13 protein-coding genes and 1 pseudogene are annotated in these 17,334 nt (G+C 58.2%); 9 read left to right on the forward strand and 5 right to left on the reverse strand.

Annotated elements, in window-relative coordinates; genetic code table 11:
- Positions 1-605: 605 nt before the first annotated feature.
- The 7 genes from XH92_RS08075 to XH92_RS08105 all read left to right on the forward strand — a co-directional run bounded on the left by XH92_RS08075 (position 606) and on the right by XH92_RS08105 (position 7,118).
- A complete protein-coding gene (locus XH92_RS08075) occupies positions 606-1,439 on the forward strand; it encodes an ABC transporter permease (protein ID WP_246788316.1) in 834 nt (277 codons plus the stop codon).
- 49 nt (positions 1,440-1,488) lie between these two features.
- Entirely contained in the window at positions 1,489-2,292 is an 804-nt protein-coding gene (locus XH92_RS08080; protein ID WP_194458750.1) for an ABC transporter ATP-binding protein, read from the forward strand.
- A gap of 235 nt (positions 2,293-2,527) precedes the next feature.
- On the forward strand, positions 2,528-3,646 hold the full coding sequence (locus XH92_RS08085) for a hypothetical protein (protein WP_194458751.1): 1,119 nt from the start codon (positions 2,528-2,530) through the stop codon (positions 3,644-3,646).
- 278 nt (positions 3,647-3,924) lie between these two features.
- Positions 3,925-4,101 (forward strand): hypothetical protein, encoded by a 177-nt coding sequence (locus XH92_RS08090; RefSeq protein WP_194458752.1) that lies wholly within the window; start codon positions 3,925-3,927, stop codon positions 4,099-4,101.
- A gap of 119 nt (positions 4,102-4,220) precedes the next feature.
- Positions 4,221-5,345: a Re/Si-specific NAD(P)(+) transhydrogenase subunit alpha gene (locus XH92_RS08095; protein WP_194458753.1), complete on the forward strand. Its 1,125-nt coding sequence runs from the start codon at positions 4,221-4,223 to the stop codon at positions 5,343-5,345.
- Between the two features lie 11 nt (positions 5,346-5,356).
- Entirely contained in the window at positions 5,357-5,674 is a 318-nt protein-coding gene (locus tag XH92_RS08100; protein WP_050403072.1) for a proton-translocating transhydrogenase family protein, read from the forward strand.
- A 46-nt stretch (positions 5,675-5,720) separates the two neighbouring features.
- A complete protein-coding gene (locus XH92_RS08105; RefSeq protein WP_194456623.1) occupies positions 5,721-7,118 on the forward strand; it encodes an NAD(P)(+) transhydrogenase (Re/Si-specific) subunit beta in 1,398 nt (465 codons plus the stop codon).
- 386 nt (positions 7,119-7,504) lie between these two features.
- On the opposite strand, the gene XH92_RS08110 is transcribed toward XH92_RS08105, so the two are convergent.
- The 4 genes from XH92_RS08110 to XH92_RS08125 form a co-directional block, all read right to left on the reverse strand.
- Positions 7,505-8,248 carry an IS4 family transposase gene (locus XH92_RS08110; protein ID WP_246788317.1) on the reverse strand — a complete coding sequence of 248 codons (744 nt, stop codon included), beginning with the start codon at positions 8,246-8,248 and terminating at the stop codon, positions 7,505-7,507.
- A 40-nt stretch (positions 8,249-8,288) separates the two neighbouring features.
- Positions 8,289-9,653, reverse strand: coding sequence for a recombinase family protein (locus tag XH92_RS08115; protein ID WP_246788320.1), 1,365 nt, complete (start codon positions 9,651-9,653; stop codon positions 8,289-8,291).
- An 841-nt stretch (positions 9,654-10,494) separates the two neighbouring features.
- Positions 10,495-11,805: a type II toxin-antitoxin system HipA family toxin gene (locus tag XH92_RS08120; RefSeq protein WP_194458754.1), complete on the reverse strand. Its 1,311-nt coding sequence runs from the start codon at positions 11,803-11,805 to the stop codon at positions 10,495-10,497.
- A complete protein-coding gene (locus XH92_RS08125; protein WP_194458755.1) occupies positions 11,805-12,059 on the reverse strand; it encodes a helix-turn-helix domain-containing protein in 255 nt (84 codons plus the stop codon). The genes XH92_RS08120 and XH92_RS08125 overlap by 1 nt, the downstream gene beginning before the upstream one ends.
- Before the next feature lie 274 nt (positions 12,060-12,333).
- Between XH92_RS08125 and XH92_RS08130 the strand changes: the two genes are divergently transcribed.
- Together XH92_RS08130 and XH92_RS42920 are read left to right on the forward strand one after the other, a co-directional pair.
- Positions 12,334-15,444 (forward strand): class I SAM-dependent DNA methyltransferase, encoded by a 3,111-nt coding sequence (locus XH92_RS08130; RefSeq protein ID WP_210345543.1) that lies wholly within the window; start codon positions 12,334-12,336, stop codon positions 15,442-15,444.
- 118 nt (positions 15,445-15,562) lie between these two features.
- Positions 15,563-15,708, forward strand: a pseudogene (locus tag XH92_RS42920) (transposase); the annotation flags it as partial.
- 501 nt (positions 15,709-16,209) lie between these two features.
- On the opposite strand, the gene XH92_RS08140 reads toward XH92_RS42920, so the two are convergent.
- Positions 16,210-16,764, reverse strand: a complete 555-nt coding sequence (locus tag XH92_RS08140; RefSeq protein WP_194458756.1) for a hypothetical protein — start codon at positions 16,762-16,764, stop codon at positions 16,210-16,212.
- Positions 16,765-17,334: the final 570 nt, after the last annotated feature.

A 17,334-nucleotide genomic window follows, 5' to 3' on the forward strand; every position in this document is an offset into this window, starting at 1 on the left:
TTATCAGAGAACCTGTTTCCACTTTACAGAATTGTGCGTAGCGACGCGAAAGCGCCACTGCGCCGACCAATGGCGATTGCAATCCGCTCAATTGATATGCTCTCCGAGGTTGCCGCGTTGTTCAATCGCAATTCGTGAGCGCTTGGATTTGGCGGCGCGAAAGCCGGCAGGTTGCATGGAAAATGGTCGCACAAAGCTCACATAACGCGCTTGACAAGGATCAACTGTGATCACATCATGAGATCAAATATAAGATGGTTTCGGGAAGTGGACGCTATTGGCACCGCAGGGGAAGGGCCACCAGAGCCGTGCTCGAGTGATTCAGCTCCAGATTGACAGGGTTGAATGGGATGCCTCGGATGAATCTTACAGCAGCAGTGCCGGCGCCGAGGGTGCGCCGGCGAACCGGGGCCTTTCGACGAAGCCGTCAGATGGTCGCCACGTCCATGCGACCAGTCCTTGAATGGTTCATTGGGGAAGTCCGGCTGTCTCTCGCGAGTGCGCTTGTCGGCGAAGTCTTCGTCGACGCTGTCGTGCCGACGAGGGCCCCAACGGCTGATTCTGTTCAGAAGGCATCGGCAATCTACTAACGCGGTGAGGCTACGGTGGCGAGTGCGGATATTGTAAGTGCCGGCGAGGCGCGGCGGAAGCAAGGCAAGAGCATGAGCGGCAAGAAACGGGCTCGCGGAAGCTGGCTGGATCGCTATTCGGCGCTCATCGTCGCCGTGGTGCTGATTGGTGCTTGGCAAATTCTCGTCCCCTTGTCCGGAATCTCGGCATTCGTCCTGCCGACACCACTCGCCATCGCAGAGCGCATCGTTAAAGACTTGCCGCTCCTCTCGACGCACATCTATGTGACGCTGTTCGAGGTGATCTTCGGCTTCACGTTCGGGGTTTTGATCGGGGTTCCGCTGGCCCTGGCGATCTTCTATTCCAAGGCCTTCGAACGAGCAATTTATCCAATCCTCGTCGGCTTGCAGACCGTCCCTAAAGTGTCACTGGCGCCGATCTTGGTGCTTTATCTCGGTTACGGATGGGCGCCGAAGATTGTCCTTGCCTTCCTGATCTCGTTTTTCCCGATCGTTATCTCGACGGTCGTTGGCCTGCAGTCGCTTGACAAGAATCTCGTCAATCTCGTCCGATCCATGGGCGCAAACGAATGGCAGACCTTCTTCAAGCTGCGCCTGCCGGCCGCGCTACCCAACATTTTCGGTGGCTTCAAGGTGGCGATCTCTCTCGCAGTCATCGGCGCAGTCATCGGCGAGTATGTCGCTGCCGAGCGTGGCCTCGGATATCTGCAGCTCCAGGCAAATTCGATGTTCGATACCACGCTCAATTTCGCCACCGTGGTGACGATCTCGGCACTCGGCGTGATGCTCTACTTCATCATCGATGTGATCGAATCGCGCGTTTCCCACAAGCGGGACGTCGCCAAATGAATAGCAGGAAGCAAGTACTCACGAGACATACCCATAGCGAGGCAGCGCAATGAGCACCCTTGTCCAGCCCACCGGCGCGGCCATAGAGATTTCCCGACTTTCGAAAGTCTACGAGACGCACGACGACGAAGACGTCGTCGCGCTCGAAAAGATCGATCTCCGGTTTGAGCCAGGTAGTTTCGTTGCCGTTGTAGGGCCGAGTGGATGCGGCAAGAGCACCTTGCTTTCGCTGCTCGCGGGTCTCACCTCCGCCTCGACTGGCAGGATCGCAATTGACGGTCAGGAAATCAGTAGGCCGCATCCGAAGATCGGCGTCGTCTTTCAATCGGATCTGCTACTCTATTGGCGCACTGTGCTCGACAACATCTTGCTGCCGATCGAGATCAAGAAGCTCGATCTGTCGAGATTTCGCGGGCGCGCCGAGGAGCTGCTCGCGCAGGTCGGGCTCGAGGGTTTCGGCAGCAAGTATCCATCGGAGCTCTCGGGCGGCATGCGGCAGCGCGTCGCAATCTGCCGTGCACTGATCCAGGAGCCGGGTCTGCTGCTGATGGACGAGCCTTTCGGTGCGCTTGATGCGCTGACTCGCGAGCAGATGATCATGGACCTGCAGTCGATGTGGCTGAGGGTGCGAAACACCGTGCTGTTTATCACGCATGGTATCGATGAAGCGGTCTTCCTTGCCGACCGCGTGCTTGTGATGTCGCCGCGGCCTGGCCGCATCGACCTCGACCTCAAGATCGACATGCCGCGTCCGCGTCAGTGGAGCAAGGTCCACGAAGACAAGGCATACCACGGTCACGTTCGTCAGATCCGCGATATCTTTGAGGCGAAAGGTATTCTCGTCGCGCACTGATCAGAAGCAGGCGGCGTCCGTTTAATAGAACCGGGCATGAGTGCCGAAGGGATGATTTCCCTGCGGGGGGATCACTTGTGTCCGAAATCAGGCGTGCGATGGCCCGCCGATGGACTTGGAGCGGGTCTGGATTCGATCCGCATGGATGCGGTCGCCACTGCCAGAGGCCGCGTCTTTTCAAGCGCGTTGAGTATGCCCCGACGGGCAGCTCGTTTCTAGAAGAGGGGGACTAAAAATGCATTTTGCCAAACTTGTAAGTCGAACAGTGCTTGCGATCGGCTTGATCGCTCTTTCATGTGCCGCCAAGGCGGCAGATGAACCGGCTCCGGCGCCGGTCAAGGTAAAGGCGCCACCGGTCGCGGACGCTCCATTTTTCATCGTGAATGATAACCGGCTGACCTACTCCTACCAATTTACGGCCACGGACCCCGGTGCCTTCAGCACCCGGCCGGATGGGACCATCAATGGCACCACGGCCAAACAGGTGTACTCGTTCACGCATTTCGACATATGGGCTTACGGCACGAACTTCTTCAACGTCGACATGTTGAAATCGGGTCATAACGATCCCGCGTCACCATGCTCGCCGGCTGGTGTTCTGCCATTTGGCCCGCAAGGCACTTGCGCAGGCCAGACAGAGTTCTACGCAATCGAGCGCAGTACGCTCGGCTGGAACGAGCTATTCAACACGACGGCTTTCAAGGCCGGGCCGCTGCGGAATATTTCGTTCGAGGCTGGCGTCGATCTCGGTGCTGGTAACAGCTATTACGCGCCCACGACGAACAACGTCGTTGCCGGTCTGCAATTCGCGTTCGATCTTCCCTACAAGGGCTATTTCAACGTAGCGCCCCTGGCTGTCTTCGGCCTCGCAAGCCACAAATCGTTTCTCCAGTGCGGTCTCTTCAGCCCCGGTACCCCAGGAGTAACCTGCATCGCGGACGGAAACAGGGTGTTTCCGGCCACCTGGAGGATTGAGACCAACTACTACATGGATCTCGGCTTCCTGCCTGAAAGCGTAAGATACTTTGCGATCAGCGGCCGCGTTTCCCTGACGGGAGAAAAGGGAGATATCAACACGCTCCCGGCGCTGTCCGGCGTTGGACGTTTCAGCAATGCCAGCAAGATGGAATTGAACAGCGAGCCGATCCGCTTGACGTTTGATGCCGGCAAGGCATTCATGGGTGCGAAGTACAGCCACTTCGTGGACGTCTGGGTTGCCTATCGCTATTGGCACAACAAGTATGGCCTCGATAGCAACGCCACTCCCGGCACTTGCACCGTCGCTGCAACGGGCGTCAGCACGAACAGCTGCACGGAGAAATCAGCCAGTGCGGGCATCTCGGTGAAATTTTAGCACCTGGCCAGGCGAGACAAATGATGGTGCCGCGATCAAACTCAGCGGCACCATTAATACGATTCCGACGCTGCTAACCATCCGGCTCGGAAGAAGGGCCCGCCTCCAAAGCCGCTGACCATCCGGCTGGAGGCGGGCCTGGCATCGGTCTGCTTCAGTGGAACCAACCCTGATTGTAACATCTGGGGCTCCGATAGACTTTCGGTGCACACGTGAGGAGCCGGAACGAGAGTGCCACAAGCCGATCAAATAGTCCCGAATCGCCGATGAGATAGATGATGGGTAAGCTCGAGCAGCGAGATGATGTCTACACAGATGAGTGCCTCCTCCTTCTGGCGACCTTCATCAAGGTAAAGGATCGCAAGTCACGTGCCGAGATCATCAGATTTGCCGAGCGCTTTGCTTTCTTTGATCACGGCATCGTCGCATTCGATGTGAACTCTCATGGCCGTTAGTTGGGCTTCGAGAACGTCGTTGCTCACTCGGTCCGTCTCTGCAAGCTCGATAAAGCCGGTCATCAGGCGAGGTGCTTGTGACCGTGACTTTGACCAAACCTCAATAATGGTGCTGAGAAGTGAAGATTGCCGTTGCCAAGGAAATTGATCCGTCCGAGCCGCGGGTTGCGGCCTCGCCCGATACCGTGAAGAAGTTCAAGGCACTCGGCGCTGAGGTCGCGGTCGAGCCGGGCGCGGGCATCAAGTCGGGCCTTCCCGATTCGGAGTTCACCGCGGTGGGCGCCACCGTCAGCGCGGACGCGCTCAAGGACGCCGACATCATCATCAAGGTGAAGCGGCCGGAAGCCTCCGAACTCTCCAAATACAAGCGCGGCGCGCTGGTCATCGCGATCATGGATCCCTACGGCAACGAGGCCGCCCTGAAGGCGATAGCCGATGCCGGCGTGTCCGCCTTCGCGATGGAGTTGATGCCGCGCATCACCCGCGCGCAGATGATGGACGTCTTGTCCTCGCAGGCCAATCTGGCCGGCTACCGCGCCGTGATCGAGGGCGCCGAGGCCTTTGGCCGCGCCTTCCCGATGATGATGACCGCCGCCGGCACCGTTCCGGCCGCGAAGGTGTTCGTGATGGGCGTCGGCGTCGCCGGCTTGCAGGCGATCGCGACCGCGCGGCGGCTCGGGGCTGTCGTCACCGCGACCGACGTGCGCCCGGCCACCAAGGAACAGGTCGAATCGCTCGGCGCGAAATTCCTCGCCGTCGAGGACGAGGAATTCAAGAACGCGCAGACCGCCGGCGGCTACGCCAAGGAAATGTCCAAGGAGTACCAGGCCAAGCAGGCCCAGCTGACCGCCGAGCACATCAAGAAGCAGGACATCGTGATCACCACCGCGCTGATCCCGGGCCGTCCGGCGCCGAAGCTGGTGTCGGGCGAGATGGTGAAATCGATGAAGCCCGGCTCGGTGCTGGTCGATCTCGCGGTCGAGCGCGGCGGCAATGTCGAGGGCGCCCGGCCCGGCGAGGTGGTCGAGGCCGACGGCATCAAGATCGTCGGCTACACCAATGTCGCCGGCCGCGTCGCGGCATCGGCCTCGGGGCTCTACGCGCGCAATTTGTTCTCGTTCATCGAGACGATGATCGACAAGGCCAACAAGGCGCTCGCGGTCAATTGGGACGACGAGCTGGTGAAGGCCACCGCGCTGACCAAGGACGGCGCCGTCATCCATCCCAACTTCCAGCCGAAGTAAGGAGAGAAGCCATGGAGCATCTCGCGCAGGCCGTCGATCCGTTCGTGTTCCGGCTGTCGATCTTCGTTCTCGCCGTGTTCGTCGGCTACTTCGTGGTGTGGTCGGTGACCCCCGCGCTGCACACGCCGCTGATGAGCGTGACCAACGCGATCTCCTCGGTGATCGTGGTCGGCGCACTGCTCGCGGTCGGCGTCGGCATGGTGTCGAGCGGCTCGGGCTGGGCCCGCGGCTTCGGCTTCATCGCGCTGATCTTCGCCTGCGTGAACATCTTCGGCGGCTTCCTGGTCACCCAGCGCATGCTGGCGATGTACAAGAAGAAAGCCAAGTAAAACGGCAACCACCTCGGGGTGAGTCAAGAATTTGGGGGGACCTGAGATGAGCGCCAATCTCTCTGCACTGTTGTATCTCGTGGCGGGGGTGCTGTTCATCCTGTCGCTGCGCGGCCTGTCGAGCCCGGCATCGTCGCGCCAGGGCAACATGTTCGGCATGATCGGCATGGCGATCGCGGTCGGCACCACGCTGGCGAGCCATCCGCCGGCCGACGGCGTCGCCTGGCTCTTGGTGATCCTCGCGGTCGCGATCGGCGGCGGCATCGGCGCCGTGATCGCGCGCCGGGTGCCGATGACCTCGATGCCGGAACTGGTCGCCGCGTTCCATTCGCTGGTCGGCATGGCCGCGGTGCTGGTCGCCGCCGGCGCGTTCTATGCGCCGGAAGCCTTCGACATCGGCACGCCGGGCAACATCCATCCGCAGAGCCTGGTCGAGATGTCGCTCGGCGTTGCGATCGGCGCCTTGACCTTCACCGGCTCGGTGATCGCGTTCCTGAAGCTGTCGGCGCGGATGAGCGGCGCGCCGATCATCCTGCCGTTCCGCCACGTCATCAACATCGTGCTGGCGCTGGCGCTGGTGTTCTTCATCGTCGGGCTCGTGCTGAGTGGCAGCGCGTTCGACTTCTGGATGATCACGATCCTGGCGCTGGCGCTCGGCGTCTTGATGATCATCCCGATCGGCGGCGCCGACATGCCGGTCGTGATCTCGATGCTGAACTCGTATTCGGGCTGGGCCGCGGCCGGCATCGGCTTCACGCTCGGCAACTCGGCGCTGATCATCACCGGCGCGCTGGTCGGCTCGTCGGGTGCGATCCTGTCCTACATCATGTGCCACGCGATGAACCGCTCGTTCATCTCGGTGATCCTCGGCGGGTTCGGCGGCGAGACCGCGGCGGCCGGCGGCGGCTCGGGCGAGCAGAAACCGGCAAAACTCGGCTCGGCGGACGATGCCGCCTTCATCATGAAGAACGCCTCCAAGGTCATCATCGTGCCCGGCTACGGCATGGCGGTGGCGCAGGCCCAGCACGCGCTGCGCGAGATGGCCGACCTCCTCAAGAAGGAAGGCGTCGAGGTGAAGTACGCCATTCATCCGGTGGCCGGCCGCATGCCCGGCCACATGAACGTGCTGCTGGCCGAGGCCAACGTGCCCTATGACGAGGTGTTCGAGCTCGAGGACATCAACTCGGAGTTCGCCCAGGCCGACATCGCCTTCGTGATCGGCGCCAACGACGTCACCAACCCGGCGGCGGAAGAGGACAAGACCTCGCCGATCTACGGCATGCCGGTGCTGCAGGTCTGGAAGGCCGGCACCGTGATGTTCATCAAGCGCTCGCTGGCGTCGGGCTATGCCGGCATCGACAATCCGCTGTTCTACCGGGACAACACCATGATGCTGCTCGGCGACGCCAAGAAGGTCACCGAGAACATCGTCAAGGCGATGTAAGGCTAGGGTGGCCCTGAACCTAGTTCTCGCGACGATCGGCGCCAATTTTAGTGCCGGTGTAGTGGAGTTGGCAAAAGTGGCGCACCTGACACGATTCGAACGTGTGGCCTTTGCCTTCGGAAGGCAAAGGTCGGTTTACGCAGCCAGGCAAGGGACGACCCTCTCGATCAATCGCAACAATCGGGTGTTGCGTGTCCGGGCTTTGAACCTATTCGAGCACCATTGTGGGTAGCGAGGATGCGCGCTCAAGCGGCGGCTTTTGACGGGCTATCGGGAGGTCAGCTTGGGAGTTAGGCTGCTCGCCGATAAGAAAACAGGGCTTCAAAAAGAGTGGGTTAGCGATGTAGCGGTCTCCCGCTACCACGTGTAACCCACTATTATGGCTTTCAATTACCCATAATTGTTGCCTCGATTGCGGCTCCAAGTTCGATGTCGTTCAGCCGCGATAGTCCGCGCCAGATCACGGTGTTTCCTGGAGGTGGATCGTTGGCTCGGGCCAAGTATCCTCCGAGCCGCGCGATCCTGACGACATAGTGCGAGAGCGTGCTTCGTCGAGAGCAATCACCACGCCTGTCTTTCACCAAATGATCAAGAACCCTGATTTCGGGATCTGTCAGAGCCATTTGCGGTACGGCATTCGGCGAGCAGCGATTGAGCATCGTCATCCAGAAGACGCGCCAACTCACAATGCAGAAGACCGCGATCAGATTGACCAGACGCTCAGCCGTTCGCAATTTTGAGTCCTCTGCTTTGCAGCCCGATTTGAGGATCTTATGGAAGACTTCGATCTTCCACCTCAAGGCGTACCATTCGATCTTATTGATGGCGTCCTTGCGCGATTGGACCGGGAGATCGGTGAGGAGCTTCCACTCGATTTTCTTTCGCCGTTTCGGCCTTCCCCGCTCTTGAGCATGGATCACGGTCAGAGTGAGTGCGGGATATTTCGTCTGTTTGCCAATCGGCGGCAGGACTCGTATCTTGCGGTACCTGATCTCAAGAACGGCGTCGTCGGGATCGCCTTTGTCGTCCTTGACCTTGATCCGATGTAGACCCTTGATCGTAACCTCGTCCATTTCGTCGGCAATTGTATGATTGCCGTCCCCGGCAAGCCGATCAACACAGGTTCGCACCAGGAAATGCGTTCCAGCCTCCTCGGCCAGGCAAAACAGCTCATAGATGCCGCTCTCGCGATTCCGCCTCGACGCGCAGCCGCTCTTGCTTCAGCTCCGCGATCCGTTGCTTGGCATCTTCCTCCGAGATCACGTACCTGATCACAAGATCAATGTTGCGCTGACGCTCGCCTTCGATCCGGTCACGTTTGGCCTCTAGCCGCAGGCGCTCCGCGGAAGCGTTCCCCGCAAGCCGCTCTCGCTCACTGTTGTAGTTGCGGACGTAGGTCTCGATCAACCGTGGGTCCTTCAACTCCTCAACCATCCCGCTGAGCACAAGTCTTTCGATGTCGCGCAGGTAGATGATCCTGCGATTCGAGCAACTGCCACTCTCGCGCACAGCTGAGCAACGAATCCTGGTCTTTCCGGTCTTATCACGGTCGTGAACTGACATGCCAGATCCGCAACAACTGCACCGAAGCAGACCCGACAGGAGATGCGGCGCCCGTCGCTTCATGTGGCTGGCCAAATGCCCCTTCTCAGTCTTCAAAGCCTGCGCCTGCTCCCAAACGGACTGTTCGACGATCCTCAGTTGGGGCACATCAATGCTCTGCCACTCCTCACGAGGGTTTGGGCGAGACAATCGTTTGCCTGTATCGGGATCCTTCACCATCCGGACCTTGTTCCAGACAATACGGCCAGCATAGAGCTCATTGAAGATGAGTCCCGTCCCGCGCTTTGCGTTGCCGTTGATTGTCGACGCATTCCATCGCCGACCTCGCGGTGGATGGATATTTTCCCGATTGAGATCCTGCGCGATCTCTCGCGGCCCCCGTCCCGCTGCGTATCCTGCAAAAATCCGCCGGATGATTGTAGCTTCGTCTTCGACGATTTCGAGCTCGCCGGGTTTGCCGGGTACTGCTCGATATCCGTAAGCACGCCCTCCCGCATGTCGGCCATCGCGTACCACGCCGGCCATGCCGCGGCGAACCTTCTTCGCGCCGTCCTCGCGCTGCATCTGTCCGACGAGGCCGCGGATCCCAATCAAGATTGAGTCCGCAGTGCCATCATGAACTGCCTGGATCTCGATCCCCTGGAAAGACAACCTTTTGTGGATGCCGGCCAGATCCTCCATGTCACGTGAAAGCCGGTCCAATGCCTCGACGATCACAACTGTGAAACGATGCTGACGCGCAGCGTCCATAAGCTGCACCAAACCATCGCGGCCGAATACCGAGGCTCCAGAACGCGCCTTGTCTTCAAAGGTAGCAACGACATCGAGCTGATGACGAGCCGCATAAGCGCGGCATAGGGCAATCTGATCTTCAGTCGATTTTTCGTTTTGAAGCTCGGTCGAGAACCGGGCATAGATCGCTGCGGGTTTCATCTCGAATACCAGTGATGATGCGCTTGCCGCCAGCGGCATCAAAATGATTCTTCATCAGGTGCTCGCTATCGAAGAGATGATCGCGTCTTGCGTCGGCAATTGCAAGTGCTTCAACAAACTTGATCAGAGCAGGATCAATTTGCGCTGAGGCCGCGGACTGTGGTCCACGACTGTGCTCCTCTCTCGTCCTCGTGCGCTTCATCTTGGCAAGATGCTGCGCGCTAGTGAGAGAAAGCAGGGCGCTTATGCGCCGATCGTGGAATTGGATATGATAGGTAATAGAACGGACAAACTCTCAGCAGATGATATTCGGTGTAGAGAGTGTTGTTCTATTGCAGGACCCTCCTCACGATGATCATCAAGCGGATTAACTTTACCCTCTCAAGCTGAAACAGGGGTTCGATTCCCCGAGCGCCATAAAATTCAACAACTTAGAGCGACGATGGAGAAGTCGTCGACTATCCGTTGAATAAGCGTCGGCGGACGTTGGCGAACCCTGACACTGTTTCAGTGATCGGACACCCAGGTTCGCGCGCATCGATCCGACAGCTCCGTGGCAATTCGAGCAGCAGTGATAGCCACAACGATATGCAATCAGCTCGAAGCACGCGAAGTGCTCGCATCTGTCTGGGCGCGCTCCATGCGTTGAGTGAGCGATGTTTCGCCTCACCGTTTATGTCGGTGTCGAAATTCACTTCCGAACGGGGAACAAGAACTCTGCCGCATTGCAGCTCGATGGGGCCGTCTTCGATGACCCTGCCTGGGTAGAGCATTCCAATTCGTATTGGGATACTCGGAAGTCCTCTGACCTCGAGTGGCTGAACCTGACAAAGCAGCTCATGAGTCGCACGTGATTTGCGTCGCATGATCCGATGGCGGCCTAGTTTGTCTCGCTGATGAGCTTTATGCGGTGCAAAGCTGCGACTCGGATCGACTCCATTAGGTTTTTCGGGAAGCCTTTGGGCAAGGCTTTTGTCACACTTTCAAAATTTGTCTCAAAAGTCTTGGTTAGCTCATTAAAGATCGCGCGCACGACAGGGACGCCGACGCCCGACATTTCGGCCGTCTGGATGAAATGCCGCGGCAGGATCTCGTTCATTGTGTAGTGGCGGCTCTTGCCGACGGACATTGCGAGCTTGAATGCTTTGGGCTGAATTTGCTTTGCGTCCAGACTGGGTTGCGCGCTTAGCACGTCGTAGAGGGGCGTTAGGCGGAAACGTCCCCCAGGGCTGAGAAAGATGCTGAAGTTCTTGGCATGGCCGTCCGTCGCACCAATCAGCCAAAACACGATACCCGCACGCATGAAGATCGCGGTATCTTCAGCGGGAGCGTCGCTGCCCTTGAGCAACTCCAGAATTTCCTTCATGCCGGGACCGCCATCGGACTGATACTTTCGCGTCGGCGGAATCGATAGGGCTTGGCAGCAATCCTCCTGGGGCAACCTTAGGAGACGCTTGTCTTGCGTCCAGCGCCGGTCAAAACGCTCAACAACGAGCGTCCGTCGCCCACCGAAATCAGCGATCACGGCATTGGCGGCCGGTACGCCAAGAGCCGCCACCAGCTTCAGGCAGAAATACTCATTCTCGACACTGTCTGAGAGGTCGACCCCATTGGGTAAGCGTCCGATTTGTGGTTTCAGAATATGGGTGGTTGCCGTTGTGCCCGACGGTTTGTACCATTTGCTGTCTCGGCACAGGAGAGCCGTCTTTTCCTGAGCGCCGGCAAGTGAGATGCGAAAATCATCGTCTTCACCGAGGCCAAGTGGCGCAGCGGCGAGGTTTTGGATGATGTCTGTAATCTGCTTGTCGCTGACCAATTTCCCGTCGATTTTTCCTGTCGGCCCTGGATCGACGCCTTCCGGTAAGAATTGAAGCGCGCCGACGCAATCGTGGCCGACAGCCGAAAGCATGCTGTAGGCGTCGGTGCCGTTGGCTCCAACGCGCTCGGCGACGCGCCTGCGTATCGGCTCACTGTCGGGCAGAAGATTATCGAAGACATTGATCACCGGCGCGCCAATGTACCGGTCCTCCCGTAGCGGCAAGGAAAGCGAGATCGGGAATGTGGATTCCCAGGCAAGCCAGTCGGCATCGTAACGGAAATCGATCGCACCGCTGGACTCGCGCTTGAGCACCCCTGCGTGACGGCCATTCACGAACACGTTCAGCGGTGCGTTGGCTCGCGGGCGGCCCATCAGAAGATATCCTCAATATCGGCCGCGTTTGCTTTGCTCCGTGGACGAACAACGAGCTCGAGATCAAGCGCAGCCAAGGCCTCCATCACAGTGTGAAGCTGCATGGCTGGTGCGCCCCCCTCCAGCCGTGATATCGTCCCTTGCCGAAGGCGGATGTTCTTCCCGAGATCGGATTGCGTCAGTCCTGCCTTCTTGCGGGCTCGGCGCAGGATGGCACCGAGCTGTTTTTCTGTTCGCGCGATTTGCTGGGTCATGGCCCACCTCCGAAACTGAATATACGTGACCGCGTATAAAAGATCAATATCCGCGATCGCGTCTAAATCCTAAGTATACGGAATCGCGTATAAATCAACCGCATACGCGATCGCGGATAAGACTTTGGGGCCGCGTGCAAACTGCAAAAACAGCCTCGTTAAGTATTTCGAAAGGTCTCATCCCGCGGCGACCTACTTCTGGTTGACTGCGAGCCAGGCAAAAGGAAGGGTTGAAACCGGCAGACCTGAACACAGGCGGCTGGGGAGTTGCGTCATGAGTATCAGTGCTGGCGCCACCGCGCCGATAACGCCTGCTGCGTTCATAAAGAAATGGAAGAAGGCGTCTTTAACCGAGCGGCAAACCGCTCACGAGCATTTCCTCGACCTTTGTGCGCTCTTCGGACATCCAACGCCAACCGAAGACGATCCGACCGGTGAGCGTTTCGCCTTCGAGAAAGGCGCCACAAAAGTTGGCGGAGGCCGCGGCTTTGCCGATGTGTGGAAGAGAGACCACTTTGCCTGGGAATACAAACGTAAGAACGGAAACTTGGACGCGGCTCTTCTTCAACTCATTCGCTATGCACCCGCTCTTGAAAGCCCCCCGCTTCAGGTCGTTTGTGACGTCGACCGCTTTCGCATTCACACTGCCTGGACAAATACAGTCCCAACGACCTACGAAATCGTGCTCGAGGATCTGGCCGAGCCCGCCAAACGCGAAATCCTCCGCAACGTCTTCCATGCGCCCGAGAAGCTGAAGCCGACCAAGACGCGGGCTGCTGTGACGGCCGAAGCCGCCGACAAATTCTCCAGGATCGCCTCACGCTTGCGCGGCAAAGGCACAGCAGACCAGATCGCGCATTTCGTCAATCAGCTCGTGTTTTGTTTTTTTGCTCAAAGCGTAAAGCTTCTGCCCGATGGATTGTTCCCGAAGCTCCTCCAGCGGTCTTTGCAGAATCCCGACCGCGCCAAGAACTATCTCAACAAGCTCTTCGAGGCCATGGAAAGCGGTGGCGAGTTCGATCTCAACGACATTGCATGGTTCAATGGCGGTCTATTCGATGGCAGGCGCGCGCTACCGTTGGATGCCAGCGACATCGGCCTTCTCGTCGCCGCGGGAAGCCTAGACTGGAGCCTGATTGATCCGACTATATTTGGCACATTGTTCGAGCGCTTTCTTGATCCGGATAAGAGAGCGCAGATCGGCGCTCACTACACGGATCAGGACAAGATCGCCAAGATCATTGATCCCGTCATTCTTCGTCCGCTAAGGGCGGAGTGGGAACTTGCCAAGCAAGAGATCACAGCGTTCCTACGCGGTGAGCGTACGCCGCCCATGCGCAAAAAGCCTCAGAGACGTATGACGAAGCAAGAGGCAGCCGAGGAGTCACGGTCGCGATACCTCGAGCGCCTTCGCAACCTCCGCATCTTGGACCCCGCTTGCGGCTCTGGCAATTTTCTTTACCTGGCCCTCCAAGGCGTGAAAGACCTCGAGAACAAGGCAAACCTCGAGTGCGAGATACTCGGGCTCGAGCCGCGCTTGCCGGTTGTGGGGCCTGAGATCGTGCGCGGGATCGAAATCAACCCACTGGCCGCGGAGCTCGCTCGCACAACGATTTGGATCGGCGATATTCAGTGGCGCCTCAGAAACGGAATCCATGCCAAGCCCAAGCCGATCCTGCGAAAGCTTGACGCCATTGAAGGCCGGAACGCTCTGGTCGCGGCGACCTCGACTCTCCTGAGTCACGGTAAGAGGGGAGGCGCCAAAGACCGGTCAGACGCGCAATACGTGGAAGCAGACTGGCCTGAAGCCGAATTTATCGTCGGCAACCCGCCGTTCCTCGGCGTACGGCTCATGCGCCAGGCACTCGGCGATGATACGGTGCAACGCCTGTTTGAAGTCTATGATGGGCGCGTTTCGCGCGAGGCTGATCTCGTTTGCTATTGGTTTGAAAAAGCCCGCAAAGCTCTGCTGTCCGGTCAGACGTCACGGGTCGGTTTGGTCGCAACAAATTCCATACGCGGCGGAGCCAACCGTAAGGTCCTAGAGCAGATCGGGGCCGAGAGCCGCGTATTCGAAGCTTGGAGCGATGAACCATGGGTCGTTGACGGCGCTGCCGTCCGCGTTTCTCTCGTTTGCTTTGGGAAGGGCGACGACGCCTTGAGGCTTGACGGCGAACCAGTGGCCTCGATCAACCCGGACCTCAGCAGTACAATCGATCTCACTAAGGCGCGCCGTCTCGCCGACAATGCCGGCGTGGCTTTCATGGGAGACACTAAGGGAGGTGCCTTCGACATACCGGGAGAGCTTGCGCGAAAGTGGCTCAAGTTACCTCTGAACCCCAACGGCAGGCCAAACTCGGACGTGTTGCGACCCTGGCGCAACGGAATGGACATGACGCGTCGCTCCCGCGACATGTGGATCATCGATTTCGGTTGGGAAATGTCGGAGCGCGAGGCCTCACTCTATGAAGCTCCATTTCAATATGTGAAAGAGCACGTCCTTCCAGAGAGGTCCAAAAACAGGCGCGACGCTTATCGCGAACGTTGGTGGCGCCATGTGGAGCCGCGCCCCGGTATGTGGAACGCGCTCGAGGGTAAAGATCGCGTCATCGTAACTCCCGAAGTTTCGCGTCACCGAGTTTTCACATGGTTATCGACCCAGATTGTGCCTGATCACAAGCTGCAAGTTATCGCCCGTGATGATGACACGACTCTCGGTATTTTGCTTTCAAAATGGCATCTGATGTGGTCGCTTGGCGTTGGTTCGTGGCACGGCGTCGGAAATGATCCGCGATACACAATCAGCTCATCCTTTGAGACATTTCCGTTCCCCACGGGGCTTACGCCGAACCTTCCCGCCGCACGCTTTGCGCGTGAAGCGCGTGCAACAGCCATATCGAAGGCAGCGCGACGTCTTGAGGAGCTCCGCCAAGCTTGGCTAAACCCGGCCGGCCTGGTTCGAGCTGAAGCCGAGGTGGTGCCGGGCTATCCGATGCGCGTTGTAGCTTCAGATGCGGCAGCAGAGAAATTGCTTCGCGAGAGGACGTTGACCGATCTTTACAATCAACGTCCACATTGGTTGATCGAAGTTCACAGGGCTCTCGATGGCGCAGTCGCCGCGGCCTACGGTTGGCCGTCGGACATATCGGACGAAGACGCCTTGGCAAATTTGCTGGCATTGAACCTTTCGCGAGACCAAATGGACCAGCTCTCGAAGAAAAGCCGAGCCGTCAGCCCGCCTGAAGATCGGCGCGCACCGCAATTCAAACTGCCCATCTCCGGTGGCAAGCAGGTTAAGGTAGACGCGACGAGAACCCAAACGCCTGCAAAAAATCATTCGGCGACAACTAGCTTACGATCAGGGCCCCGCCGAAAATCCGCATAAACAGGTGTAATGCGAATTCTAGAGTCAGCCTATTGTGGGTGATCTGAGGCCGGTAAACTGGACCGTTTTTGGCTAGAGTTTTCCGCACCGATTCCTTGGCTGGGAGGAGCGAAGGACGATGAAGGCCTCGAGATTCTCGGACGTTCAGAAGACGTCCATTCTCAAGCAGGGCAGTGACGGGTTGCGGTGGCGGAGATCTGCCGCAAGGCCGGGATCAGCCAGGCGACCTATTTCAACTGGAAGAGGAAGTGCGACGGGCTGCTGTGATGAACACGGAACCACACGCGAACCCAGTAAGGTCGACTTGGTTTGGGCTGCTCTCCTTATCACTTATCTTTTCCGGCTATTGCTCTGGTATAGGTGTTTAGCGAAGGTCGCCGCTGTTCCGCGGACCTGCTTACCGCGCAGCCGCGCGGCGATGCTGTACATGGAGATCATCACGGCACACATCGGATTTGTGGAAACGTCTCATTCCGAGCCCCAGCGGGTGCTAATGGGCTCTGCTCCGAACAAGGGCTGATGACGGTAACTGTCCCTCATAGACGATGAGACAAAGGCACGACTTGAGTCGGCTCCAAACACCCGGACTTCGATGCTCAAAGGACCTTCTGGCTAAGATGCAGGTCGGTCCAACAATGCGGAGATCACCCGGAATTCAACTGGATGACTGCCCAGGAGCACTTCACTCAGGCAAATTCAACCGCACGCAAGGTTAAGGCTGGCACGTATGACGTCGTTGGATAGACTGAGGACGATAAGGATCGTTCAATTATTCGTGCAGTCCGTCTGCTCTAAATAGAACGGCCCGCGGACACCCGCGCTGAACGTCTCGGCGGCGCCTAAAGCTTCAATGAGGCGTGCTTTGGGGTCGTTCCAGTCGCGTGTTGATCTCAGCGAGCCGAGCGCTATCGCATTACCGCATCCGCAGGCGTCGAACCCATGGACCGATTCTCCAACCTGGTAGTCGTCCGAGATATGGAACAGCCGGGCGGCGTAGCCGACAAGGAACGTCCCGCCGTATTCAGCAGAATCCCTCGTCCTAGCAAAGCCGCCATGCTTCATTCGAGCTCTCACGGCGTCGATGAAGTCGGTGACCATGTAAGTCATCACATCGACACCCACGCGCGGCCTGTTAGGATGGAAGCCAAACGCCAAAAGCTGTCCCATCCGGAATGAGCTGGTAAAGCCCATGACGAAATCACCGCTCCGGAATACCTTCCTGTCGTTGCGGACGACGAGAGAATAGTTCGAGTCCAAACCAGCGCTATCGCCACCGATGTAAACAGTGCCCTTATTAACCAGTCCAACAATACACGTCATTGCGCCCCCAATCTCCTCAGCTACGGTCCGGAAGCAAACTACGGTTCATCGTGAGAACGAATTAGGTCCCTTCTGACGGATTAAAGAACGACCTGATTTCATTTCAGTGGATGCTCGACCACCGTGCGCCACGCCTTTGCATGTCCTACCTGATCATTCTAGAACAAAAATCAGACGTGAAGCTTATTGAGGTCGAGCGGGTGAAATGATTGGATCAATGGCGCTATCGTGTAAAACGATGGACTTACCAGAAGTCACGACGGCCTTTGCAACTGCTCCCCTCGACTGGCCAGTTCAGCATCTCCACCTTTGCGCTGCAGTCTGCAATTTTAGACCGATACTCCCGGTCTACACCGGCTCCATAGTTTCGCCGCACGGCGATCTCCGGGCGGAGTTTGCATTTGCAGCGACGCAGGTCCGCTCAGAAGATAATCGTGGGTGATGAGATCCTGAACGAAGCAAGCAAAGTACCAATCTGAATACGCATGATTAAAGAAATATCGTAGGAGTCCGTCGCGTCAACAATCAAAAATAGCTCGCGATGTCGCCTAATCGCCCAGCACCGACATG

It is taken from the genome of Bradyrhizobium sp. CCBAU 53421, assembly GCF_015291625.1.
GTDB lineage: Bacteria > Pseudomonadota > Alphaproteobacteria > Rhizobiales > Xanthobacteraceae > Bradyrhizobium.